We start from the raw sequence: 22,610 nt of genomic DNA, 5'->3' as shown, positions 1-22,610 counted from the left end.
TTAACAGCACGCCAGATCAAAATCGAGACGCTCAGGCACCTGGCCATTCTCGCTATCCAGCGGCATAAAACGAATGGCAAAACGGCTCTTATGACCAGAAATTTGCGGATAAAGCTGCGAATCCAGCGGCAGCTGCAAGCGCAGCAAATCGGCATCTTCGCCGTTATCCTGGTAAAAACCATTCAGGCTGGTTTGTTTACGAAACGGCGCCGAGTTACGAATTAAATCCAGCACCAGCGACAACGCCTGGTTGAGCGGATTCAGGCTGGCAAGCCAGGTTTCAACCTGCGCGTCGCGTTGCGGCTGCGGTAAATGTAACCAGATATGCAGGGTGGGAAGATCGAAACTGCAGCATCCGCCAGGAATGCTTAAACGCTGACGCACGAGGCCAATCAGACGATCTTCACGCAGCGTTTGTCCAATGCGTGGGGCCGAAATCAGAATGCTGCCCGCGCTTTTTAACTGTTGGCGCAATGCGTCGATTCTGCTTTGATCGACGCCGGGAACTTCAACCCAGGCCTGGAGTTTACGCTGTTGTCGTTCAAGTTCTTTCAGGAGTTCGGTTCGGACTTCACCGCGTTCAAAGACATCCAGTAAGTCGCCGATATTACGGAAAAAATGCAGCGCCCCTGCATGGTCTGCAATAGGTAAATTAACGGAGAGCTGTTGGATCAAAAACTCTATGCGCAGCCATGTACGCATCTTCTCATTGAGAGGGTGTTCAAAAAGGACCTGGGTGTGCATTACGGTTTTTCCTGTGAGACAAACTGCAACGCGCATTGCAAATAGAGCGCGTGCAGGCGGGCGACATCCGAGGCGATGGCTTCCGGTGCGCCATTATTATCAATAACATCGTCTGCCACGGCCAGACGCGCTTCACGCGTTGCCTGGGCAGCAAGAATTTGTTCAACATGCTCGCGTGTCACATCATCACGCTGCATGGTTCGTCTGAGCTGGGTCTCAGGGGTGACATCCACCACCAGCACGCGGTTGGCTTTTTTATACAGCGAATTCTCTACCAGCAACGGGACAACCCATAACAGATAGGGCGAGGTCGCTTGATCAAACTGACGCTGTGTTTCCTGCTGAATAAGCGGATGGAGCAGCGCATTTAGCCAGCTTTTTTCCTCAGGATTGGAAAAAATACGTTCGCGTAAAATGCGTCGCTGTAGCGACCCGTCAGCGGCTATCACGTCGGAACCAAAATGTTCTTTAATCGCCACGAGGGCAGGCTTACCTGGTTCAACCACCTGACGCGCAATGATATCTGCATCAATCACGTTTATTCCGAGGTCAGCGAACGCATTTGCAACGGTGCTTTTACCACTGCCAATGCCGCCGGTTAAGGCTACTGTATACCTCATAGATGCAGATCCTGGAGTTTAAGTTTGATTATCAAACAGTTAAAAGTTAAGCGCGTGAAGGCGAGGCTGCTGCAGGATTAACCTACTATTCGCCAGGTAAATTTATGGGATTGTAGCGTAAAAAAAGAGAATTTCGCAGTCTTGCGCGGCATTGATTAGTGCGTATGATAGCGTCACTGGAGTTGTGAGTTTCGATTTTTCGCCATTAACCCCAGGAATCCGCACATGCGTATCGAAGAAGATCTGAAGTTAGGTTTCAAAGACGTTCTTATCCGCCCTAAGCGTTCTACTCTCAAAAGCCGTTCCGATGTTGAGCTGGAACGTCAATTTACCTTTAAGCATTCAGGTCAGACCTGGTCCGGCGTACCGATTATCGCTGCGAACATGGACACTGTCGGGACGTTTGCCATGGCAAAGGCTCTGGCATCTTTCGACATCCTGACGGCTGTGCACAAACACTATTCTGTTGAAGACTGGTCTGCCTTTATCGCAGAGACTTCTACCGATGTGCTCAAGCATGTGATGGTTTCAACCGGCACCTCTGACGCTGATTTCGAAAAAACCAAACAGATTCTGGCGCTCAACCCGGCGCTGAACTTTATCTGCATTGATGTGGCAAATGGCTACTCAGAGCATTTTGTTCAGTTTGTCTCAAAAGCGCGTGAAGCATGGCCGACGAAAACGATCTGTGCGGGCAATGTAGTTACCGGCGAAATGTGTGAAGAGCTGGTGCTTTCCGGTGCGGACATTGTCAAAGTCGGTATTGGGCCAGGTTCTGTATGTACCACGCGTGTAAAAACCGGCGTTGGCTATCCGCAGCTTTCAGCAGTGATTGAATGTGCCGATGCAGCCCACGGTCTGGGCGGTATGATTGTCAGCGACGGTGGCTGCACAATGCCGGGTGACGTGGCAAAAGCGTTCGGCGGCGGTGCGGACTTCGTTATGCTCGGCGGGATGCTGGCCGGTCATGAAGAAAGTGGCGGCAAAATTGTTGAAGAGAACGGTGAGAAATTCATGCTGTTCTACGGTATGAGCTCTGAATCTGCCATGACGCGTCACGTAGGTGGTGTTGCACAGTACCGCGCCGCAGAAGGTAAAACCGTTAAGCTGCCGCTGCGTGGTCCGGTTGATAATACCGCTCGCGATATCCTCGGCGGCCTGCGTTCAGCCTGTACTTATGTCGGTGCATCTCGTCTGAAAGAGCTGACCAAACGTACAACGTTTATTCGTGTACAGGAACAAGAAAACCGCGTTTTCAATAGTCTGTAACATGATCAAGCTGGCGTGTGGTAATGCGCCAGCTTTATCCCACGCCGCTCATTGCATCTCCCAAATGGAAAATCGGTAAATACATCGCGACAACCAGCGTACCGATGATCAAACCCGTAATGACCAGTAACGCGGGCTCAAGTAGCGCAGCCAGATTTTCCGCCTGAGACAGCGTTTTCTCTCCGTGATGGTGGGCGAGATTACGCAGCATTGCATCCAGCGAACCTGATGCTTCCCCCGTTCTTACCAGCTGTATACATAATGGACTGAATTCACCGCAATTTTTCAGCGCCAACCAGACAGGTTTCCCGGCGCTGATATCGTGATGAACCTGCGCTAAACGTTGAGACCAGAAAGGGCTGGCAAGCGTTTCACTAACACTCTCAAGACTCTGTAAAAAGGGAATGCCAGCGTTTTGTGTTAACGCCAGAACGGTAAAAATCTGTGCGAGTTTTTGCCCTCTGACCATTGCTCCTGTAACAGGGAGCCCAAGCAACCATTTCTGACTCAGAATGAGCCAATACGGTTTTTGTTTGATCACGTGATATGTCATAACCGAGAGCATAGTGAATGCTACCGCCAGCCACCCCCATTGGCTGCTATAGTCGGCGATGGCAATAATCCCCCGAGTGAGCGCCGGTAGTGGGGTGTTGAACGTTTGGTAGATGGCGGCAAACTCAGGGAGCACAAACTGCAGCATCGCAAATACGACCATTACCGCCATCGTGATGATGATAATCGGATAGCGCAGGGCTTTTTTAACTTTATCAGCGAGTTGCTGCTGGTTTTTTTGCTGTCTGGCGAGTTCAAAACAGCAATCATCCAGCTTACCTGTAAGCTCTCCGGTACGGATCATTGCCTGATAAAGTGGCGGAAAAACGTGTTGCCATGTTGCGAGTGAGGTGGAGAGGGAAATGCCCTGCTCCATATCGTGAGCCAGTGTGCGCAGTAGCGCCTGCCACTGGCTGCTGGGATGCTGTTCAGCCAGCAGGGTTAGCGCTGCCGAGAGTGTTAGCCCTGCTTTCAGTAAGGTTGCCAACTGATGTATGGTTTCGGCGCTTCTTTCACGGCTCCAGTGAGAGTTTTTGACACGGATACGTTTAATACGTAACGGCGTGATATGCCGCTGCTCCAGTGCTTGTATCAGCGAGAGTCGGGTTTCAGCCCATAATACGCCTTCCGACGGCTCACCTTCGTTGTTAATGCCTTGCCAGCGCCAAAGCTGTTTAGCTGACATGCGGCATGCCCAGTACGCGAATAAGTTCTTCATATGTCGTTAAGCCTTGTTCGACAGCCTGACAGCCATTCTCGAAAAGCGTACGCCCTGATAGCTGAGCATCTGACTCGACCCCGTCTGTGGATGTGCCGCTGGCGATATTCTGGCGTAATGCAGGAGTAACGGGCAGCACTTCAAACAATGCGGTACGGCCATAAAACCCGTGATAACAATGTTCGCAACCAGACGCATGCCAACGTGGCAGTGGCATGGGCCAGATTGCTTTGGGGAGCGTGATGGATGTCTCCAGGCGTTGTCGGCAATGGGGGCATAGCTTTCTGACCAGCCGTTGGGCAATGACGAGCGTCAGCGCGGAGGCGATCATCCAACGCGCAACCCCCATTTGCTGCAGGCGCACCAGGGTTTCACTGGTGGAATTTGTATGCAGTGTTGACAGAACCAGATGGCCGGTTTGTGCTGCCTTAAGCGCTATTTCAGCCGTTTCGCCATCGCGGATTTCGCCGACCATAATGATGTCGGGATCCTGGCGCAGCAGAGCGCGCAATACTCCCTGAAAAGTAAGACCTGCGCGTGGGTGAATTTGTGTCTGGTTAAGGCCTGCGATCGGGATCTCTACCGGGTCCTCTACGCTACAAAGATTCACATCTGATGTATTTCGGGTTTGTAGCGCGCTGTACAGGGTGACCGTTTTACCGCTCCCGGTAGGCCCGGTAACCAGAATCAGCCCTTGAGGCAGCTGCAACGCTTGCGAAAATGCTGCCAGCTGTTCGTCCTGCATTCCCAGCGTAGTGATATCCAGCGTCTGATCGACCTGTTGAAGTAGCCGCAGCACTACCTTTTCACCCCAGCGACAGGGCAGGGTGGAGATACGAAACGAAATGGGCTGCCCTGAAATCTCAACGGTAAATTGTCCGTCTTGTGGCAGCCGGTGCTCGGCGATATCCAGACTGCCTAATACTTTTAATCTCGCAGTGATAGCGATGCCCATCTCAGTTGTGACTTCCGGCAAAGCGTGTAATACGCCATCCACGCGTAATCTGATCCGATAGCGATGTTCCGCGGGTTCAAAGTGAATATCAGAAGCCCGTTGAGCCAGGGCGGATTGAAACGTCTGATTCAGCAACCCGGCTGCGGTAGCGCTGCTTTCAGACACTACGACCGGTAACATTTTCTGTGGCGTATGCGTGTGCCCTTCCATTTGCTGGCGCGTCCAGCAAACAATGTCGATACGTCGGGTGGTGGCAAAATGCAGGGCATCCAGCAGCTCATGGGACGGTGCATCCACCACGGCGATGTGTACTACTTCATTGTCTGCATCGAGTAATATTCCCTGATAACGTTGGCATAGCGCCTTAAGTTGCGTGGTATTCATCTCTTTTCCTTAGTAGGTATCGAAGCGGAAAACGTCTTCGCAAGCCTGTTGCAGTGCGCTGTCATTTTGAATGGCGCAGTTACGGCTCCAGCCGGTAATACCGTTGGCATTATCCCAACCCGGCGTCATCGTGATGCTTAGCCCGTTCAGGCTTTCCTGGCCTGTGAGACTGACAACGCCTTTTTCAACACTCATGCCTGAGACATAACGGGTGGTTGTGGGGGAGGGGATGCCATTGGTCCCGGCATCGCAAGTCTCAGTTCCACCATGCTCCAGCGCACAGAGTTCGACCGCGGTGCGATAGGGGACAAAGGTTTGCAGCATGTCTGTCAGGGCGGCTTTGCGTAGATAGTTTTGATAAGCCGGAATACCGATGGCGCTAAGAATGGCAATGATGCCAATGACCACCATCAGTTCGATAAGCGTGAAGCCTCGTTGTTTATCCATTGTTGATTCGCTCCTGGAGTTAGCTGGCGCTACTTTGGCAAATCGAACGGATCTTTGGCGAGAGACAAAAAACAGAACGGGAAGGCGGGTTCAGAGGATATTTACGAAATTACAGCATCAGACAACGTATTTGCGAAGGGGCTCGAAGAAACTGCCGGATGACGGCGTAAATGCCTTATCCGGCTGGGGGATGCCCGATAAGCGAAGCGCCATCGGGCCTTGCTATTAGAAATTAACGAAAACGCATGGAGAGATCGAGCGCGCGGACGTGCTTGGTCAGTGCGCCAACGGAGATAAAGTCCACACCGGTTTCGGCAAATTCTCGCAGTGTTTCATGGGTGACGTTACCCGAGACTTCCAGACGCGCCTGGCCGTTGGTGCGTTTTACCGCTTCGCGCATTTGCTCAGTTTCGAAGTTATCGAGCATGATGATGTCCGCCCCGGCTTTCAGCGCGTCGTCCAGTTCTTCCAGGCTTTCAACTTCAACTTCAACGGGTACATCCGGATGCAACCAGAAGGCTTTTTCAACGGCCTGGCGTACCGAACCAGAAGCAATAATATGGTTTTCTTTAATCAGGAAGGCGTCAGAAAGCCCCAGACGATGATTCGCGCCGCCGCCGCATAACACGGCGTATTTCAGGGCAGTACGCAGCCCTGGCAGCGTTTTACGTGTATCCAGTAGTTGGGTTTTTGTCCCCGCCAGCAGATCGACGTATTTACGCACCTCGCTCGCCACACCCGAAAGCGTCTGCACAAAATTAAGCGCGGTACGTTCGCCGGTCAGCAGTACGCGGGAAGGTCCGTCCAGCTCAAACAGCGGTTGATTAGCTTTAATGCTGTCGCCATCCTCGACATGCCAGGTGATGTTGACATCATCGCCAGCCAATTGAATAAAGACCTCTTCCACCCAACGTTTCCCGCAAAAAACGCCATTTTCTCGGGTGATCACGGTGGCGTGGGAGCGCATGTCTTCGGGTAAAAGCTGCGCGGTGATATCGTTATTGGCATCAACTTCTCCGCCTAAATCTTCGCGCAGTGCCTGGGCTACAGCGGCAGGGATATCCAGATTTATGCGTTCCAACAGCGCGTCACGTCGGTAGTCAGGGTTATAGCGGCGAGGCGGCATGATAAAACTCCAAATTGCTAACGAATCATAAGGTAGAAACATGCTACCCTGAACCTGATATGAGCACCACCAATAAGGAGATTCTGCATGTTGTTAGATGAGGGTTGGCTGGCAGAGGCGCGACGCGTTCCCTCTCCTCATTACGATTGCCGCCCGGATGACGAAAACCCTTCTCTGCTGGTGGTGCATAATATCAGCCTGCCGCCCGGCGAATTTGGCGGCCCGTGGATAGACGCGTTGTTTACCGGCACGATTGATCCCAAGGCCCATCCTTTTTTTGCTGAGATTGCCCATTTGCGCGTCTCGGCCCATTGTTTGATCCGCCGTGATGGTGAGATTGTGCAGTACGTCCCTTTTGATAAACGAGCCTGGCATGCGGGCGTGTCAAATTATCAGGGGCGTGAGCGCTGTAATGATTTTTCAATTGGTATTGAGCTGGAAGGAACGGATACGCTGGCCTATACCGATGCACAGTATAAGCAGCTGGCCGCCGTGACGAATGCACTGATTACGCGTTATCCGGCCATTGCCAACAATATGACTGGACACTGTAATATTGCCCCCGAACGTAAGACCGATCCCGGGCCGTCTTTTGACTGGGCAAAATTTCGCGCCCTGGTCACCCCCTCGTCGCACAAGGAGATGACATGACGTTGTTTACAACATTACTGGTGTTGATTGTTGAACGCCTGTTTAAGCTGGGTGAGCACTGGCAGCTTGATCATCGGGTGGAAGCTTTTTTCCGCCGAATTAAGCACTTCTCGATGATGCGTACGGTGGGCATGACCCTGATTGCAATGGGGCTGACATTCCTGCTGCTGCGCGCGGTTCATGGGCTGCTGTTTAACGTTCCGTTACTGGTGGCGTGGATCTTAATTGGCTTGCTGTGCATTGGCGCAGGCAAGGCGCGTCTTCATTATCACGCCTATTTACAGGCGGCATCTCGTGATGATGTACATGCTCGTGAAGCGATGGCCAGCGAGCTGACGCTTATACATGGGGTTCCGCCGGATTGCGATGAGCGAGAGTTCTTGCGCGAGTTGCAGAACGCGTTGTTATGGAACAACTTCCGCTTTTATCTGGCGCCGTTATTCTGGTTGATTGTTGGTGGTCCGTGGGGACCGGTGACGCTGGTGGGTTATGCCTTTTTACGTGCCTGGCAGTCCTGGCTGGCGCGCTATCAGACCCCGCATCAGCGTCTGCAATCGGGTATTGATGCGATCCTGCATGTGCTGGACTGGATCCCTGTGCGTCTGGCGGGCGTGGTCTATGCGCTGTTAGGACACGGCGAGAAGGCGCTGCCAGCCTGGTTTGCATCGCTTGCCGATCTACATACTTCGCAATATCAGGTGTTAACGCGTCTGGCGCAGTTCTCTCTGGCGCGTGAACCGCATACTGATAAAGTCGAAACGCCAAAAGCGGCTGTTTCAATGGCGAAGAAGACCTCTTTTGTGGTGGTGGTGATTATCGCATTGCTCACCATTTATGGCACATTAGTGTAGCGTTGTGCCGGATGGCGCTAACGCTTATCCGGCCTGTAATGTAAAACGTGTAGGCCCGGTAAGCATTAGCGCCACCGGGCAGTACAACGGCTTAGATCGTATCAGCAGGCGGCACGCCAAAATCAGGCATTCCGTTTTCGTCCCAGCGCACCAGTTTCAGACGCGTATGGCGGTTTGGATCGTACAACGGATCGCCTTCAATTTCGGTGTAATTTCTCGCATGGTACACCAGTACATCTTCACCATCCGGCGTTTGCGTAAAACTGTTGTGTCCCGGTCCATACTGGCGATTTTCATAGCTGGTGGTAAAGACCGGGCGCGGTGATTTTTGCCAGTTCTGCGGGGTGAGCGGATCGTCGTTGAGGTCAATCCACAGTAACCCCATACAGTAATTCTCATCGGTGGCGCTGGCCGAATAGCTGATAAACAGCTTGTCGCCATGCACCATGACGGCCGGACCTTCGTTGACCCAGAAACCCCGGCATTCCCAGTCATACTCAGGATGGCTGAGCATGACCGGCTCGCCTTTAATCGTCCATGGGTTTTCCAGCTCTGCGAGATAAATATTGGAATTGCCGGCGATATCGGGCGATTTTTGTGCCCATAGATACCACTGTTTTCCCTGATGATTAAAGGTGGTGGCATCCAGGGCGAAGGTATCAAACTGCGTTTTAATCTGGCCTTTCTCTGTCCACTTGCCGGTCAACGGATCGGCGTCTGCGCACTCCAAAGCAAACATGCGGTGCTGGAACATCCCCAGCTTATCAAGCGCCTGAGTATGGGTAGCGGCAAAATAGATGTACCACTTGCCTGCCAGATGATGAAGTTCTGGCGCCCAGATGAGTTGGCTCATAGGACCACTTTCCGGCTTACGCCAGACGACAACGGGAGTGGCGGAGCGCAAACCCTCCAGAGAGTCGGCCCGGCGAATCTCCAGTCGGTCATATTCTGGTACTGACGCAATGAAATAGTAGTGGCTACCGTCGCGTAAGATAAACGGATCGGCGCGTTGTTCGATAAAGGGATTTGGCCACTGATTCATTAGGCTTTCCTTACGGGTTCAGTCGTTTTTATATCGTGGTATTCATTCAGTTCACGGTAGTTGGTACGGCGTTTTTCCAGATCGGTCTGGATTTGCTGCATAAACTCGCGGTCAACTTTTAGCAGGCGAACCACGCCTGCGGTAATCAGGTAGCCTACGCCGGGTATGATGGTAAACAGCAGCATAATACCGTTGATGGCAGAGTCGCTTTGCGCTTTCGCCCCTGCGTCGTAGCCGTACCAGGAGAGCAGGAAGCCAACCATCGCCCCGGCAATCGCCAGGCCCAGCTTGAGGAAGAACAGGTTACCGGAGAAACTGATCCCGGTGATGCGCTTACCGGTTTTCCACTCACCGTAGTCATCGACATCCGCCATCAACGACCAGTGCAGCGGGGAAGGGATCTGATGCAGGATGTTGAGCAGGAAGTAGAGCACCATGATCATCATGGTGGCTTTCGGGTCGAAGAAATAAAATGCAGCGGAGAAAATCGCCAGGATGATGTTGGTCCAGAAGAACACCTTCAGTTTGCACCAGCGATCGGTTAATACCTTCGCCAGCATGCTGCCGATCATCATGCCGACGACGCCGAGGCTGATAAACAACGTGGCGAACTGCGTGCTTTGTTGCATAACCCACGTAACGTAGTACATGGTGGCGGCCATGCGAATAAAGCCCGGGCAGACGTTGCACAGGGTTAACAGCAGGATTTTTACCCACTGATCGTTCTTCCACACATCTTTCAGGTCGGCTTTTAAATCGTCGTTAGTCTGCACGGCGGGGCGAACGCGTTCACGGACTGATGCAAAGCAAAACAGGAACATACACATGCCGATGAAGGCGAGCACCGCCATCGCCATCTGATACCCTTTAGCTTTGTCTTCCCCGCCAAACCAGTCAGCCATCGGCAGCAGGGTGAGGGAGAGTAGCAGGGTTGCAATCCCTACCAATACAAAGCGATATGACTGACAGGCGACGCGTTCCTTGGGATCGTTGGTGATAACGCTGCCGAGCGAACAGTAGGGAATGTTGATCGCCGTATAGGTAATAGAGAGCAGGAAGTAGGTGACGAAGGCATAGATAACTTTGCTGTTATACGTCCACTCAGGGGTGGTAAACATAAGCACGCTGAATAATGCGTAAGGGAAAGCCATCCACAAAAGCCATGGACGAAATCGACCATATTTACTGCGTGTGCGGTCGGCCATCGCGCCCATTATAGGGTCGGTAACGGCATCGATAACGCGTACTGAGAGTAGTAATACGCCGACCAGGGCAGGCGCCAGACCAAAAATATCTGTGTAAAAGTAGTTAACAAACAACATGATGGCGCCAAAGATGATGTTGCATCCGGCGTCGCCCATTCCATAGCCGATCTTTTCTTTCACCGTGAGCTTACTGGTTTCCATCAACTGCACTCCATTAATGAGATATGGAGAGAATTATTGTCTGGTACCGGTGTTTTTACGTTGCAGGATAACGCCGCTGATATGGACGAAACAGTCGTGAATGGGAAAGTGTGAGGCAGGTAACAACCCCCACCCGGTCCAGGTGGGGGAGGGAAGTTTAATGCGCTTTAACCGCGCGGGCCGTTTTCTGCTTGCACAGATAGCCGATGCCAAGAATACCAATCCATACCGGGATTAAGTACACTGAGATCGCCATGCCCGGCGTCATCAGCATAATCACCAGCACTGCGGCCATGAACAGCAGGCACACCCAGTTACCAAGCGGGTAGAGCAGAGCCGGGAAGCGGGTGGTTACGCCCTGCTGCTGTTTGGCTTTGCGGAACTTCATGTGCGCCAGGCTGATCATCGCCCAGTTGATCACCAGGGCGGAAACCACCAATGCCATCAGCAGGCCAAAGGCGGATTCCGGCGCCAGATAGTTGATCAACACACACAGAGCCGTTACCAGCGCGGAGACCAGAATGGTGTTTACCGGTACGCCGCGCTTGTCGACGTTCATCAGCGCTTTCGGCGCGTTGCCCTGCTGCGCCAGACCGAACAGCATGCGGCTATTGCAGTATACACAGCTGTTATAGACAGAAAGGGCGGCGGTCAACACCACGATGTTCAGCGCATTGGCAACAAAGGTGTCGCCCAGCTCGTGGAAAATAAGGACAAACGGGCTGGTATCAGCCGTGACGCGTGTCCACGGCATCAGGGAAAGCAGAACCGCCAGCGAACCGACATAGAAAATCAGGATGCGGTAGATAACCTGGTTAGTCGCTTTCGGAATGCTTTGCTCCGGGTTATCGGCTTCTGCTGCGGTGATGCCGACCAGTTCCAGCCCACCAAAGGAGAACATGATAATCGCCATCATCATCACCAGACCGGTGAAGCCGTGTGGCAGGAAGCCCCCCTGGCTCCACAAGTTGCTGACGCTGGCCTGTGGGCCGCCGTTACCGCTAAACAGCAACCAGCCGCCGAACAGGATCATCGCAACTACGGCAATGACTTTAATAATGGCAAACCAGAACTCCATCTCGCCAAACACCTTCACGTTGGTCAGGTTGATGGCGTTGATCAGCACGAAGAAGGCCGCCGCAGAAACCCAGGTTGGGATCTCCGGATACCAGAACTGAATGTATTTACCTACGGCAGTCAGCTCTGCCATGGCAACCAAAACGTACAGTACCCAATAGTTCCAGCCGGAAGAGAAACCCGCGAAAACGCCCCAGTATTTATAAGCAAAGTGGCTAAAGGAGCCTGCAACCGGCTCTTCAACCACCATTTCACCTAACTGACGCATAATCAAAAAGGCGATAAAGCCGGCAATAGCGTAACCGAGAATAATCCCCGGTCCTGCAGACTGGATAACGGATGCGCTACCAAGGAATAACCCGGTACCAATCGCGCCACCCAGCGCGATTAGCTGTATATGGCGGTTTTTAAGGCCGCGCTTGAGCTGATCGCCATGCGGTTGACTTTCCATCATTAAACCTCGTGTGTGGTTTTACTCTTCATATTTCGAGTACTTATTTTTTGAACTACGCAGCAATGCGTGTGTAAGTTTGCAATTCCGTTTGTTGTATTAATTTGTTTACAGATGCCAATAAGGAAATGTTGCCTCAATACTTTTGTCTTGATCAGAATAATGTTATGCGAGCGCGAATGCACCTGCTTTATGCGAGGGTGTTGACGAGTTGAATAAAAAGAAACCATTTGTAAATGCGAGTTTATCTACCTCAAAATTTCCATTTTGAATTTTTATTCATTAATTTCGCTTTAAAAGTCGATAATTAGGTGGGTGAATCGGTTCAGATAATATATTTTTTCGTTTCAATTCGGTTAAAACTACCCCATGGTGGGTAAATTTAACATTTGTGCATAGTTACATGTTTGAAACGTTATTTCTGTAATGTTGTTAAAATATGCCCCCTTTACTGATTTCAATCAAAACCTGTATGGACAGAAGGTGAATACTTTGTTACTTTAGCGTCAAGAACATGAAATTGGTAAGACCAATTGACTCCGGGCAAATGGCTTAAGACAGGAAATCATGGCCTACAGCAAAATCCGCCAACCAAAACTCTCCGATGTGATTGAGCAGCAGCTGGAGTTTTTAATTCTTGAGGGGACACTTCGCCCCGGAGAAAAACTCCCACCGGAACGCGAGCTGGCAAAACAGTTTGACGTCTCCCGCCCCTCCTTACGCGAGGCGATCCAACGCCTTGAAGCGAAGGGGTTACTGCTTCGTCGTCAGGGCGGTGGCACTTTTGTTCAGAGCAGCCTGTGGCAGAGCTTTAGCGACCCACTGGTAGAGCTGCTCTCTGACCATCCTGAATCCCAGTTTGACCTGCTTGAGACGCGCCATGCGTTGGAAGGTATTGCAGCCTATTACGCTGCATTACGCAGCACGGATGAAGACAAAACGCGTATCCGTGAACTCCACCATGCGATCGAGCTTGCGCAACAGTCCGGCGATCTGGACGGCGAATCCGATGCGGTACTCCAGTATCAAATTGCTGTCACCGAAGCCGCACACAATGTGGTACTGCTCCATCTGCTAAGGTGTATGGAGCCGATGTTGGCCCAGAATGTTCGGCAAAACTTCGAATTGCTGTACGCGCGTCGCGAGATGCTGCCGCTGGTAAGCAGTCACCGTACCCGTATCTTTGAAGCAATCATCGCCGGGAAGCCTGAAGAGGCGCGTGAAGCGTCTCACCGTCACCTGGCGTTTATCGAAGAGATTTTACTGGACAGAAGCCGTGAGGAAAGCCGTCGTGAACGCGCCTTACGCCGTCTGGAGCAACGAAAGAATTAGTGATTTTTCTGGCAGAACGTTAACCAGAAGATGTTGTAAATCAAGCGCGAACTAAAAGCGCGGCAACTAAACGCAGAACCTGTCTTATTACGCTCTCTGACGAGAACGTAATGGGACAGGTTCCAGATAACTCAACGTATTAGATAGATAAGGAATACCCCCATGTCAGAACGTTTCCCAAATGACGTGGATCCGATCGAAACTCGCGACTGGCTACAGGCGATCGAATCGGTCATCCGTGAAGAAGGTGTTGAGCGTGCTCAGTATCTGATCGACCAACTGCTTTCAGAAGCGCGCAAAGGCGGCGTGAAAGTAGCGGCAGGTGCAGGGGCCAGCAATTATGTAAACACTATTGCCGTTGAAGATGAACCGGAATACCCGGGTAATCTGGATCTGGAACGTCGTATCCGTTCTGCTATCCGCTGGAACGCCATCATGACCGTACTGCGCGCGTCTAAAAAGGACCTTGAGCTGGGTGGCCACATGGCATCCTTCCAGTCCTCCGCAACGGTATATGATGTTTGCTTCAACCACTTCTTCCGTGCACGCAACGAGCAGGATGGCGGCGACCTGGTATACTTCCAGGGTCACATCTCTCCGGGTATCTACGCACGCGCATTCCTGGAAGGTCGTCTGACCGAAGAGCAGATGAACAACTTCCGCCAGGAAGTACATGGTAAAGGCCTGTCTTCCTACCCGCACCCGAAACTGATGCCGGAATTCTGGCAGTTCCCGACCGTCTCTATGGGTCTGGGCCCAATCGGTGCTATCTACCAGGCTAAATTCCTGAAATATCTGGAACACCGTGGCCTGAAAGATACCTCTAAACAAACCGTTTACGCTTTCCTCGGCGACGGCGAGATGGATGAGCCAGAATCTAAAGGTGCGATCACTATCGCGACCCGTGAAAAACTGGACAACCTGGTCTTTGTTATCAACTGTAACCTGCAGCGTCTTGACGGCCCGGTCACCGGTAACGGCAAGATTGTTAACGAACTGGAAGGCATCTTTGCAGGTGCTGGCTGGAACGTTATCAAAGTCATGTGGGGCGGTCGTTGGGATGAGCTGCTGCGTAAAGACACCAGCGGTAAACTGATCCAACTGATGAACGAAACCGTTGACGGCGACTACCAGACCTTCAAATCCAAAGATGGCGCATACGTACGTGAGCACTTCTTCGGTAAATACCCGGAAACCGCAGCGCTGGTTGCTGACTGGACCGATGAGCAGATTTGGGCTCTGAACCGTGGTGGTCACGATCCGAAGAAAGTCTACGCTGCACTGAAAAAAGCGCAGGAAACCAAAGGCAAAGCAACTGTAATCCTCGCCCATACCATTAAAGGTTACGGCATGGGTGACACCGCTGAAGGTAAAAACATCGCTCACCAGGTTAAGAAAATGAACATGGACGGCGTGCGTTATATCCGCGACCGTTTCAACGTTCCAGTGACCGATGAGCAGGTTGAAAACCTGTCTTACATCACCTTCCCGGAAGGTTCTGAAGAGCATACCTATCTGCACGCTCAGCGTCAGAAACTGCACGGTTACCTGCCTGCTCGTCAGCCGAACTTCACCGAGAAGCTGGAACTGCCGGCTCTGGAAGACTTCGGTGCGCTGCTGGAAGAGCAGAACAAAGAAATCTCCACCACTATCGCGTTCGTTCGTGCCCTGAACGTGATGCTGAAGAACAAGTCGATCAAAGATCGTCTGGTTCCGATCATCGCTGACGAAGCGCGTACTTTCGGTATGGAAGGTCTGTTCCGTCAGATCGGTATCTATAGCCCGAACGGCCAGCAGTACACCCCGCAGGACCGTGAGCAGGTTGCTTACTATAAAGAAGACGAGAAAGGTCAGATCCTGCAGGAAGGTATCAACGAATTGGGTGCCGGCGCATCCTGGCTGGCTGCTGCGACTTCTTACAGCACCAACGATCTGCCGATGATCCCGTTCTACATCTACTACTCCATGTTCGGGTTCCAGCGTATCGGCGACCTGTGCTGGCAGGCTGGTGACCAGCAGGCGCGCGGCTTCCTGATTGGTGGTACTTCCGGTCGTACTACGCTGAACGGCGAAGGTCTGCAGCACGAAGATGGTCACAGCCATATTCAGTCTCTGACTATCCCGAACTGTATCTCTTACGATCCGTCTTACGCGTACGAAGTTGCGGTCATCATGCACGATGGTCTGGAGCGTATGTACGGTGAGAAACAAGAGAACGTTTACTACTACATCACCACCCTGAACGAAAACTACCACATGCCGGCAATGCCAGCAGGCGCCGAGGAAGGTATCCGTAAAGGTATCTACAAACTCGAAACCCTCGAAGGTAGCAAAGGTAAAGTTCAGCTGCTGGGCTCCGGTTCTATCCTGCGTCACGTGCGTGAAGCAGCACAGATCCTGGCGAACGACTACGGTGTGGGTTCTGACGTGTACAGCGTAACCTCCTTCACTGAACTGGCGCGTGATGGCCAGGATTGTGAGCGCTGGAACATGCTGCACCCGATGGAAACGCCGCGCGTTCCGTACATCGCTCAGGTGATGAACGACGCACCGGCAGTAGCATCTACTGACTATATGAAACTGTTTGCCGAACAGGTTCGTACTTATGTACCGGCTGATGATTACCGCGTACTGGGTACTGACGGCTTCGGTCGCTCTGACAGCCGTGAAAACCTGCGTCACCACTTCGAAGTTGACGCTTCCTACGTGGTTGTAGCGGCCCTGGGCGAACTGGCTAAACGTGGCGAAATCGATAAGAAAGTGGTTGCTGACGCAATCACCAAATTCAACATCGATGCAGATAAAGTTAACCCGCGTCTGGCGTAAGAGGTAAAAGAATAATGGCTATCGAAATCAATGTACCGGACATCGGGGCTGATGAAGTTGAAATCACCGAGATCCTGGTCAAAGTGGGCGACAAAGTTGAAGCTGAACAGTCGCTGATCACCGTAGAAGGCGACAAAGCCTCTATGGAAGTTCCGGCGCCGTTCGCAGGCACCGTGAAAGAAATCAAAATCAGCACCGGCGACAAAGTGTCTACCGGCTCCCTGATTATGATCTTTGAAGTGGCGGGCGAAGTTGGCGCGGCTGCCCCGGCGAAAGCTGAAGCGGCCCCAGCAGCAGCTCCGGCTCCGGCAGCCTCTGGCTCCAAAGAAGTTAACGTACCGGACATCGGCGGTGATGAAGTTGAAGTCACTGAAGTGATGGTTAAAGTGGGCGATAAAATTGCTGCTGAACAATCACTGATCACCGTAGAAGGCGACAAAGCCTCTATGGAAGTTCCGTCTCCTCAGGCTGGTATCGTTAAAGAGATCAAAGTCTCTGTTGGCGATAAAACTGAAACCGGCAAACTGATCATGATTTTCGATTCCGCCGAAGGTGCAGCAGCCGCTGCACCTGCTCCGGCAGAAGAGAAGAAAGAAGCGGCTCCGGCAGCAGCACCTGCTGCGGCAGCGGCGAAAGAAGTACACGTACCGGACATCGGCGGCGACGAAGTTGAAGTTACCGAAGTCATGGTTAAAGTGGGCGACACCGTTGCGGCTGAGCAGTCGCTGATCACCGTAGAAGGCGACAAAGCCTCTATGGAAGTTCCGGCTCCGTTCGCGGGTACCGTGAAAGAAATCAAAATCAGCACCGGCGACAAAGTGTCTACCGGCTCCCTGATTATGATCTTTGAAGTGGCGGGCGAAGTTGGCGCGGCTGCCCCGGCGAAAGCTGAAGCGGCCCCAGCAGCAGCTCCGGCTCCGGCAGCCTCTGGCTCCAAAGAAGTTAACGTACCGGACATCGGCGGTGATGAAGTTGAAGTCACTGAAGTGATGGTTAAAGTGGGCGATAAAATTGCTGCTGAACAATCACTGATCACCGTAGAAGGCGACAAAGCCTCTATGGAAGTTCCGGCTCCGTTCGCGGGTACCGTGAAAGAAATCAAAATCAGCACCGGCGACAAAGTGAAAACCGGTTCTCTGATTATGGTCTTCGAAGTTGAAGGCGCAGCACCTGCTGCCGCGCCGGCTCAGGCAGCAGCTCCGGCTCCGGCCGCCGCGCCTGCACAAGCAGCAGCGCCTGCTCCGGCCGCAAAAGCGGAAGGCAAATCTGAGTTTGCTGAGAACGACGCTTACGTCCACGCTACTCCGCTGATTCGTCGCCTGGCGCGCGAATTCGGCGTGAACCTGGCGAAAGTGAAAGGGTCTGGCCGTAAAGGTCGTATCCTGCGCGAAGACGTTCAGGCTTACGTGAAAGACGCTATCAAGCGTGCTGAAGCGGCTCCGGCTGCAGCAGCAGGCGGCGGTATTCCGGGCATGCTGCCCTGGCCGAAAGTGGACTTCAGCAAGTTTGGTGAAATCGAAGAAGTGGAACTGGGCCGTATCCAGAAAATCTCTGGTGCTAACCTGAGCCGTAACTGGGTGATGATCCCGCACGTTACTCACTTCGACAAGACCGATATCACCGATCTGGAAGCGTTCCGTAAACAACAGAACGCCGAAGCTGAAAAACGTAAACTGGACGTGAAATTCACCCCAGTAGTCTTCATCATGAAAGCCGTTGCCGCCGCTCTGGAACAGATGCCGCGCTTCAACAGCTCTCTGTCCGAAGACGGTCAGCGTCTGACCCTGAAGAAATACATCAACATCGGCGTTGCGGTAGATACCCCGAATGGTCTGGTTGTTCCGGTCTTCAAAGACGTGAACAAGAAGAGCATTACTGAGCTGTCTCGCGAACTGACCACCATCTCCAAGAAAGCGCGTGATGGCAAGCTGACCGCTGGCGAAATGCAGGGCGGTTGCTTCACCATCTCCAGCATCGGCGGCCTGGGTACCACCCACTTCGCGCCGATTGTTAACGCGCCGGAAGTGGCGATCCTCGGTGTCTCCAAGTCCTCTATGGAGCCAGTGTGGAACGGTAAAGAGTTTATGCCGCGTCTGATGATGCCGATTTCGCTCTCCTTCGACCACCGCGTAATTGACGGTGCGGATGGTGCGCGCTTTATCACCATCATCAACAACATGCTGTCTGACATTCGCCGCCTGGTGATGTAAGCGAAAAAGCCGGCCCGACGGCCGGCTTTTTTCTGGTAATCTCATGAAGTCAGTGAGGTTATTGTGCGAAAGACAAATCGGTTGCCGTTTGTTGTTTCAAAATTGTTAACAATTTTGTAAAATACGGGCGGATAGAACAACCCGGTGGACGACGGGTATAAATTAAGAGGTCATGATGAGCACTGAAATCAAAACTCAGGTCGTGGTACTTGGGGCAGGCCCTGCAGGTTACTCTGCTGCCTTCCGTTGCGCAGATTTAGGTCTGGAGACCGTCATCGTAGAACGTTACAGCACCCTCGGTGGTGTTTGTCTTAACGTCGGCTGTATCCCTTCTAAAGCGCTGCTGCACGTAGCAAAAGTTATCGAAGAAGCCAAAGCGCTGGCTGAACACGGTATCGTTTTTGGCGAGCCGAAAACCGATATCGACAAGATTCGTACCTGGAAAGAAAAAGTTATCACTCAACTGACCGGCGGTCTGGCTGGTATGGCTAAAGGCCGTAAAGTGAAAGTGGTTAACGGTCTGGGTAAATTTACCGGGGCGAACACCCTGGAAGTTGAAGGCGAAAACGGCAAAACCGTGATCAACTTCGACAACGCGATCATCGCGGCGGGTTCCCGTCCGATCGAACTGCCGTTTATTCCGCATGAAGATCCGCGTGTGTGGGATTCCACTGACGCGCTGGAACTGAAAACTGTTCCTAAGCGCCTGCTGGTTATGGGCGGTGGTATCATCGGTCTGGAAATGGGTACCGTGTACCATGCGCTGGGTTCAGAGATCGACGTGGTTGAAATGTTCGATCAGGTTATCCCGGCTGCCGATAAAGACGTGGTTAAAGTCTTCACCAAGCGCATCAGCAAGAAATTCAACCTGATGCTGGAAACCAAAGTGACCGCCGTTGAAGCGAAAGAAGACGGTATCTACGTTTCCATGGAAGGCAAAAAAGCGCCTGCTGAAGCACAGCGTTACGATGCCGTGCTGGTGGCTATCGGTCGTGTACCGAACGGCAAAAACCTCGATGCGGGCAAAGCTGGCGTGGAAGTTGACGACCGTGGCTTCATCCGCGTTGACAAGCAGCTGCGCACCAACGTGCCGCACATCTTTGCTATCGGCGATATCGTCGGTCAGCCGATGCTGGCGCATAAAGGTGTTCACGAAGGTCACGTTGCCGCTGAAGTTATCGCCGGTAAGAAACACTACTTCGATCCGAAAGTTATCCCATCCATCGCGTACACTGAACCAGAAGTTGCATGGGTTGGTCTGACTGAGAAAGAAGCGAAAGAAAAAGGCATCAGCTACGAAACCGCCACTTTCCCGTGGGCTGCTTCTGGCCGTGCTATCGCTTCTGACTGCGCAGACGGTATGACCAAACTGATTTTCGACAAAGAATCTCACCGTGTGATCGGTGGGGCGATTGTCGGTACCAACGGCGGCGAGCTGCTGGGTGAAATCGGTCTGGCGATCGAAATGGGTTGTGACGCTGAAGACATCGCGCTGACCATCCACGCTCACCCGACTCTGCACGAGTCCGTTGGCCTGGCAGCTGAAGTGTTCGAAGGTAGCATCACCGACCTGCCGAACCCGAAAGCGAAGAAAAAGTAATTTTTCCAAAATGATAAAAAGCGGCTGAATGGCCGCTTTTTTTTATGTGTTTGTTACACAATAGTGTCAAAATCTGGCAAAAATTAAGGTAAGTCGCCGAATTGCCAGAAAATGTTTTTTCCCGTACCGCACGATACGCCCGAACCGCATGAAATCTCCATTCCAAGTCAACGTACTGTTTCACAAGAAATAAATCACCTTATCTTGTCATTAGATGAAACTAATAACCCTCTAAACTAATAGCGTGATAACAAATTGAGAGGGGAAATGATGAAACGTTTTTTAAAAGCAGCAGTAATGACTACCGTGTTTATTTCCGGCATGGCGCTGGCGCAGGACGCCGTCATCCCATGGGCTATCAACAGCGGTGGTACCGAAAGCACGCATATTGCAGCAATGGGACAAAATTTGAATGCGCAGCATCAGCAGATTAGCCAGACACAGGAAGGTGTGTGGGCCACAAACTCTGGCAGCATTCGAGCTGATGAAGTAGCACTTACCAGCACGAAGCCGGCGTTTAAAGGTTATCCTGAATTAATGCCGCATCAGAATTAACTCTCCCGCTCACGTCAGACAAATTCACGCTGACGTGAGCGTCGCCAATTCCAAACTACCAGTTCTGGTAGTCATCTTATTGATATTTCCGCTAAAAAAAATTGCGCAACTGCCGATACTTTTTTCGCCATTGTGTGGCTACTGGCCGCGCGGTTAAGAGGCTCTGGACTCTCTATTACACGAAAAAAGGAAAAAACATGTCTTTAAAAAAAATCGCGGTTGTTGGCATGGTTGTCGCGACAATGACGCTGGCCGGGTGTGGCGCCATGACCACCGCCGTTAAAAAACGTAATCTTGAAGTGAAAACGCAGATGAGTGAGACCATCTGGCTGGAGCCTTCCAGCGAGAAGACCGTCTACATTCAGGTGAAAAACACTTCCGATAAAGACATGAGCAACCTGCAAACCCTGCTGGCAAATGACCTGTCCGCGAAGGGCTATAAAGTGACCAGTTCACCGGACAGCGCTTACTACTGGGTGCAGGCGAACGTACTGAAAGCGGACAAAATGGATCTGCGCGAAGCTCAGGGCTTCCTGAAGACCGGTTATGAAGGGGCGGCGATGGGGGCTGCTTTAGGCGCGGGGATTACCGCTTATAACAGCAACTCCTCCGGTGCGGCGCTGGGCGTTGGCCTGGCAGCGGGACTGATCGGTATGGCTGCTGATGCGATGGTGGAAGACGTAAACTACACCATGGTCACTGACCTGCAAATCTCCGAGCGCAGCAAAGCGAAAGTGACAACAGATAACGTTGCCGCGCTGCGTCAGGGGACGTCCGGCATCAAGCTGCAAACCAGCACTGCGCAAGGCGATCGCGCCAAATATCAGACCCGAGTAGTATCTAATGCCAATAAAGTGAACCTGAAGTTCGAAGAAGCGAAGCCGGTTCTGGAAGCTCAACTGGCGAAATCTGTCGCTAACATCCTGTAATTTGTTGCGAGTTGCCGGGTGGCTACGCTTACCCGGCAACTCATCCTTCGATTCTGGGGATTCAGGGCGCGACAGGCTGCCAGGTTTTATCCAGGTGGTAGGCGGTTAACGCCTGTGCTTTTCGCTGCGACTCCTCTCCAAGATCCGCCTGATAGACCTTGTCATCACCGTTGACCATAAAGCTCATCACGCCAGTATGATCGTAGCTGACGGGCCAGGCTACCATCGCAAAGCCGCTGGCTTTGTCGGGAAGAATACGGAAATGATAACCGTGATAGCCTGTGCCGGGTTCCTGCGGACTGAAGGCTGGCCCCAGCGGGCTTGGCGCTTCACCGGGTGAAACGGGCCAGTACAGACCATCTTTTTTCCCTTCAGAGCTGACAATCTTTTGTGCGTACGTCTGGTTCATCGCAAAGTAGCTTTGCTGAGCATCGACATAGGCATGTAATGCCTCGATGGCAGCGAGTTCGTTGCGCCCAATCTCACGGGTCAGGATCTCTTCGGCCGCTTCCTTAATATCAAATTGCCAGCCAGAAGTGGTTTTAACCACCGGGATCGGCAGTTGCCAGTCGCTGTCCCCGACCACCAGGTGCGCGGTATTACCGTCGACAACGGTGTTATGGCGAACCTTCCAGTCGCGCAGGAAGCGGTCTACCGCATCGGGGTCGACGCCTTCCGGCGGCAGAAACTCGCGCCAGTTTTCCCCAAGCAGGTTGTTCATCGCACTTTCATTTTGCTCACTGATAGCGTTTGCCAGCGCATCGGTGGCCTGGTCCGGCGTGCTGAAGGATTGCTGTGCCATCGCGGTGGCCGAAACCATGAACAACACCATTCCACTGAGTAGTTTATTTTTCATGTCGGTTCC

Annotated in this window: 19 protein-coding genes; 9 read left to right on the top strand and 10 right to left on the bottom strand. The window is 52.4% G+C overall.

Going from position 1 to position 22,610, the window contains the following annotated elements; all coding sequences use genetic code 11:
• Together zapD and coaE are read right to left on the bottom strand one after the other, a co-directional pair.
• On the bottom strand, nucleotides 1-744 hold the full coding sequence (zapD, locus tag FDW92_RS00405; protein WP_038637234.1) for a cell division protein ZapD: 744 nt from the start codon (nucleotides 742-744) through the stop codon (nucleotides 1-3).
• A complete protein-coding gene (gene coaE / locus FDW92_RS00400) occupies nucleotides 744-1,364 on the bottom strand; it encodes a dephospho-CoA kinase (protein ID WP_042312315.1) in 621 nt (206 codons plus the stop codon). Before coaE ends, zapD begins: the two co-directional genes overlap by 1 nt.
• A 225-nt stretch (nucleotides 1,365-1,589) precedes the next feature.
• On the opposite strand from coaE, the gene FDW92_RS00395 reads away from it, so the two are divergent.
• The gene (locus FDW92_RS00395; RefSeq protein WP_042312312.1) at nucleotides 1,590-2,633 is read left to right on the top strand and encodes a GMP reductase; all 1,044 of its coding nucleotides are present in this window, start codon (nucleotides 1,590-1,592) and stop codon (nucleotides 2,631-2,633) included.
• Nucleotides 2,634-2,667: 34 nt separating this feature from the next.
• Here the strand turns inward: FDW92_RS00395 and hofC are convergent, their stop codons facing one another.
• From hofC to nadC, 4 genes are all read right to left on the bottom strand, one after another.
• Complete coding sequence (gene hofC / locus FDW92_RS00390; protein WP_042312310.1) at nucleotides 2,668-3,870, bottom strand: protein transport protein HofC; 1,203 nt, start codon at nucleotides 3,868-3,870, stop codon at nucleotides 2,668-2,670.
• Nucleotides 3,860-5,242 carry a type II secretion system protein GspE gene (gene gspE / locus FDW92_RS00385; protein WP_042312307.1) on the bottom strand — a complete coding sequence of 461 codons (1,383 nt, stop codon included), beginning with the start codon at nucleotides 5,240-5,242 and terminating at the stop codon, nucleotides 3,860-3,862. The genes hofC and gspE overlap by 11 nt, the downstream gene beginning before the upstream one ends.
• A gap of 9 nt (nucleotides 5,243-5,251) precedes the next feature.
• Nucleotides 5,252-5,689, bottom strand: a complete 438-nt coding sequence (gene ppdD, locus FDW92_RS00380; RefSeq protein ID WP_042312306.1) for a prepilin peptidase-dependent pilin — start codon at nucleotides 5,687-5,689, stop codon at nucleotides 5,252-5,254.
• Nucleotides 5,690-5,921: 232 nt separating this feature from the next.
• On the bottom strand, nucleotides 5,922-6,815 hold the full coding sequence (gene nadC, locus FDW92_RS00375) for a carboxylating nicotinate-nucleotide diphosphorylase (RefSeq protein ID WP_042312634.1): 894 nt from the start codon (nucleotides 6,813-6,815) through the stop codon (nucleotides 5,922-5,924).
• Nucleotides 6,816-6,902: 87 nt separating this feature from the next.
• On the opposite strand from nadC, the gene ampD reads away from it, so the two are divergent.
• Together ampD and ampE are read left to right on the top strand one after the other, a co-directional pair.
• Entirely contained in the window at nucleotides 6,903-7,466 is a 564-nt protein-coding gene (ampD, locus tag FDW92_RS00370; RefSeq protein ID WP_042312305.1) for a 1,6-anhydro-N-acetylmuramyl-L-alanine amidase AmpD, read from the top strand.
• Complete coding sequence (ampE, locus tag FDW92_RS00365; protein WP_042312304.1) at nucleotides 7,463-8,317, top strand: beta-lactamase regulator AmpE; 855 nt, start codon at nucleotides 7,463-7,465, stop codon at nucleotides 8,315-8,317. The genes ampD and ampE overlap by 4 nt, the downstream gene beginning before the upstream one ends.
• A gap of 91 nt (nucleotides 8,318-8,408) precedes the next feature.
• Here ampE and FDW92_RS00360 read toward each other — a convergent pair whose 3' ends face one another.
• The 3 genes from FDW92_RS00360 to aroP all read right to left on the bottom strand — a co-directional run bounded on the left by FDW92_RS00360 (nucleotide 8,409) and on the right by aroP (nucleotide 12,296).
• Nucleotides 8,409-9,359, bottom strand: coding sequence for a family 43 glycosylhydrolase (locus tag FDW92_RS00360; RefSeq protein WP_042312302.1), 951 nt, complete (start codon nucleotides 9,357-9,359; stop codon nucleotides 8,409-8,411).
• Nucleotides 9,359-10,765, bottom strand: coding sequence for an MFS transporter (locus tag FDW92_RS00355; RefSeq protein WP_042312300.1), 1,407 nt, complete (start codon nucleotides 10,763-10,765; stop codon nucleotides 9,359-9,361). Before FDW92_RS00355 ends, FDW92_RS00360 begins: the two co-directional genes overlap by 1 nt.
• A 157-nt stretch (nucleotides 10,766-10,922) precedes the next feature.
• On the bottom strand, nucleotides 10,923-12,296 hold the full coding sequence (aroP, locus tag FDW92_RS00345) for an aromatic amino acid transporter AroP (RefSeq protein ID WP_169742018.1): 1,374 nt from the start codon (nucleotides 12,294-12,296) through the stop codon (nucleotides 10,923-10,925).
• Nucleotides 12,297-12,860: 564 nt separating this feature from the next.
• Here aroP and pdhR point away from each other — a divergent pair.
• From pdhR to traT, 6 genes are all read left to right on the top strand, one after another.
• Nucleotides 12,861-13,625 (top strand): pyruvate dehydrogenase complex transcriptional repressor PdhR, encoded by a 765-nt coding sequence (gene pdhR / locus FDW92_RS00340; protein ID WP_003018699.1) that lies wholly within the window; start codon nucleotides 12,861-12,863, stop codon nucleotides 13,623-13,625.
• A gap of 162 nt (nucleotides 13,626-13,787) precedes the next feature.
• On the top strand, nucleotides 13,788-16,451 hold the full coding sequence (aceE, locus tag FDW92_RS00335; protein ID WP_042312295.1) for a pyruvate dehydrogenase (acetyl-transferring), homodimeric type: 2,664 nt from the start codon (nucleotides 13,788-13,790) through the stop codon (nucleotides 16,449-16,451).
• Between the two features lie 14 nt (nucleotides 16,452-16,465).
• On the top strand, nucleotides 16,466-18,661 hold the full coding sequence (gene aceF / locus FDW92_RS00330; RefSeq protein ID WP_137400522.1) for a pyruvate dehydrogenase complex dihydrolipoyllysine-residue acetyltransferase: 2,196 nt from the start codon (nucleotides 16,466-16,468) through the stop codon (nucleotides 18,659-18,661).
• A 175-nt stretch (nucleotides 18,662-18,836) separates the two neighbouring features.
• Nucleotides 18,837-20,261: a dihydrolipoyl dehydrogenase gene (gene lpdA, locus FDW92_RS00325; RefSeq protein WP_003018686.1), complete on the top strand. Its 1,425-nt coding sequence runs from the start codon at nucleotides 18,837-18,839 to the stop codon at nucleotides 20,259-20,261.
• Nucleotides 20,262-20,531: 270 nt separating this feature from the next.
• A complete protein-coding gene (locus FDW92_RS00320) occupies nucleotides 20,532-20,816 on the top strand; it encodes a hypothetical protein (protein WP_042312288.1) in 285 nt (94 codons plus the stop codon).
• A 197-nt stretch (nucleotides 20,817-21,013) separates the two neighbouring features.
• Nucleotides 21,014-21,745: a conjugal transfer complement resistance protein TraT gene (gene traT / locus FDW92_RS00315; RefSeq protein WP_042312286.1), complete on the top strand. Its 732-nt coding sequence runs from the start codon at nucleotides 21,014-21,016 to the stop codon at nucleotides 21,743-21,745.
• Nucleotides 21,746-21,806: 61 nt separating this feature from the next.
• On the opposite strand, the gene FDW92_RS00310 is transcribed toward traT, so the two are convergent.
• Nucleotides 21,807-22,601, bottom strand: a complete 795-nt coding sequence (locus FDW92_RS00310; protein ID WP_042312284.1) for a DUF2950 family protein — start codon at nucleotides 22,599-22,601, stop codon at nucleotides 21,807-21,809.
• Nucleotides 22,602-22,610 lie beyond the last annotated feature (9 nt).

The organism is Citrobacter sp. wls706, from assembly GCF_005281305.1.
GTDB classification, from domain to species: Bacteria; Pseudomonadota; Gammaproteobacteria; order Enterobacterales; family Enterobacteriaceae; genus Citrobacter; species Citrobacter werkmanii.
Note: the sequence above shows the minus strand (reverse complement) of the source record. Positions and strands in the feature narration are given on the sequence as shown.

Excerpts from the sequence above, each read along its gene's own strand:
- FDW92_RS00360 (WP_042312302.1), bottom strand. The coding sequence starts at position 9,359 with ATGAATCAGTGGCCAAATCCCTTTATCGAACAACGCGCCGATCCGTTT.
- coaE (WP_042312315.1), bottom strand. The coding sequence starts at position 1,364 with ATGAGGTATACAGTAGCCTTAACCGGCGGCATTGGCAGTGGTAAAAGC.
- nadC (WP_042312634.1), bottom strand. The coding sequence starts at position 6,815 with ATGCCGCCTCGCCGCTATAACCCTGACTACCGACGTGACGCGCTGTTG.
- FDW92_RS00320 (WP_042312288.1), top strand. The coding sequence starts at position 20,532 with ATGAAACGTTTTTTAAAAGCAGCAGTAATGACTACCGTGTTTATTTCC.
- ppdD (WP_042312306.1), bottom strand. The coding sequence starts at position 5,689 with ATGGATAAACAACGAGGCTTCACGCTTATCGAACTGATGGTGGTCATT.
- zapD (WP_038637234.1), bottom strand. The coding sequence starts at position 744 with ATGCACACCCAGGTCCTTTTTGAACACCCTCTCAATGAGAAGATGCGT.
- FDW92_RS00310 (WP_042312284.1), bottom strand. The coding sequence starts at position 22,601 with ATGAAAAATAAACTACTCAGTGGAATGGTGTTGTTCATGGTTTCGGCC.
- traT (WP_042312286.1), top strand. The coding sequence starts at position 21,014 with ATGTCTTTAAAAAAAATCGCGGTTGTTGGCATGGTTGTCGCGACAATG.
- ampD (WP_042312305.1), top strand. The coding sequence starts at position 6,903 with ATGTTGTTAGATGAGGGTTGGCTGGCAGAGGCGCGACGCGTTCCCTCT.
- ampE (WP_042312304.1), top strand. The coding sequence starts at position 7,463 with ATGACGTTGTTTACAACATTACTGGTGTTGATTGTTGAACGCCTGTTT.
- aroP (WP_169742018.1), bottom strand. The coding sequence starts at position 12,296 with ATGATGGAAAGTCAACCGCATGGCGATCAGCTCAAGCGCGGCCTTAAA.
- FDW92_RS00395 (WP_042312312.1), top strand. The coding sequence starts at position 1,590 with ATGCGTATCGAAGAAGATCTGAAGTTAGGTTTCAAAGACGTTCTTATC.
- hofC (WP_042312310.1), bottom strand. The coding sequence starts at position 3,870 with ATGTCAGCTAAACAGCTTTGGCGCTGGCAAGGCATTAACAACGAAGGT.
- aceE (WP_042312295.1), top strand. The coding sequence starts at position 13,788 with ATGTCAGAACGTTTCCCAAATGACGTGGATCCGATCGAAACTCGCGAC.
- lpdA (WP_003018686.1), top strand. The coding sequence starts at position 18,837 with ATGAGCACTGAAATCAAAACTCAGGTCGTGGTACTTGGGGCAGGCCCT.
- aceF (WP_137400522.1), top strand. The coding sequence starts at position 16,466 with ATGGCTATCGAAATCAATGTACCGGACATCGGGGCTGATGAAGTTGAA.
- gspE (WP_042312307.1), bottom strand. The coding sequence starts at position 5,242 with ATGAATACCACGCAACTTAAGGCGCTATGCCAACGTTATCAGGGAATA.
- FDW92_RS00355 (WP_042312300.1), bottom strand. The coding sequence starts at position 10,765 with ATGGAAACCAGTAAGCTCACGGTGAAAGAAAAGATCGGCTATGGAATG.
- pdhR (WP_003018699.1), top strand. The coding sequence starts at position 12,861 with ATGGCCTACAGCAAAATCCGCCAACCAAAACTCTCCGATGTGATTGAG.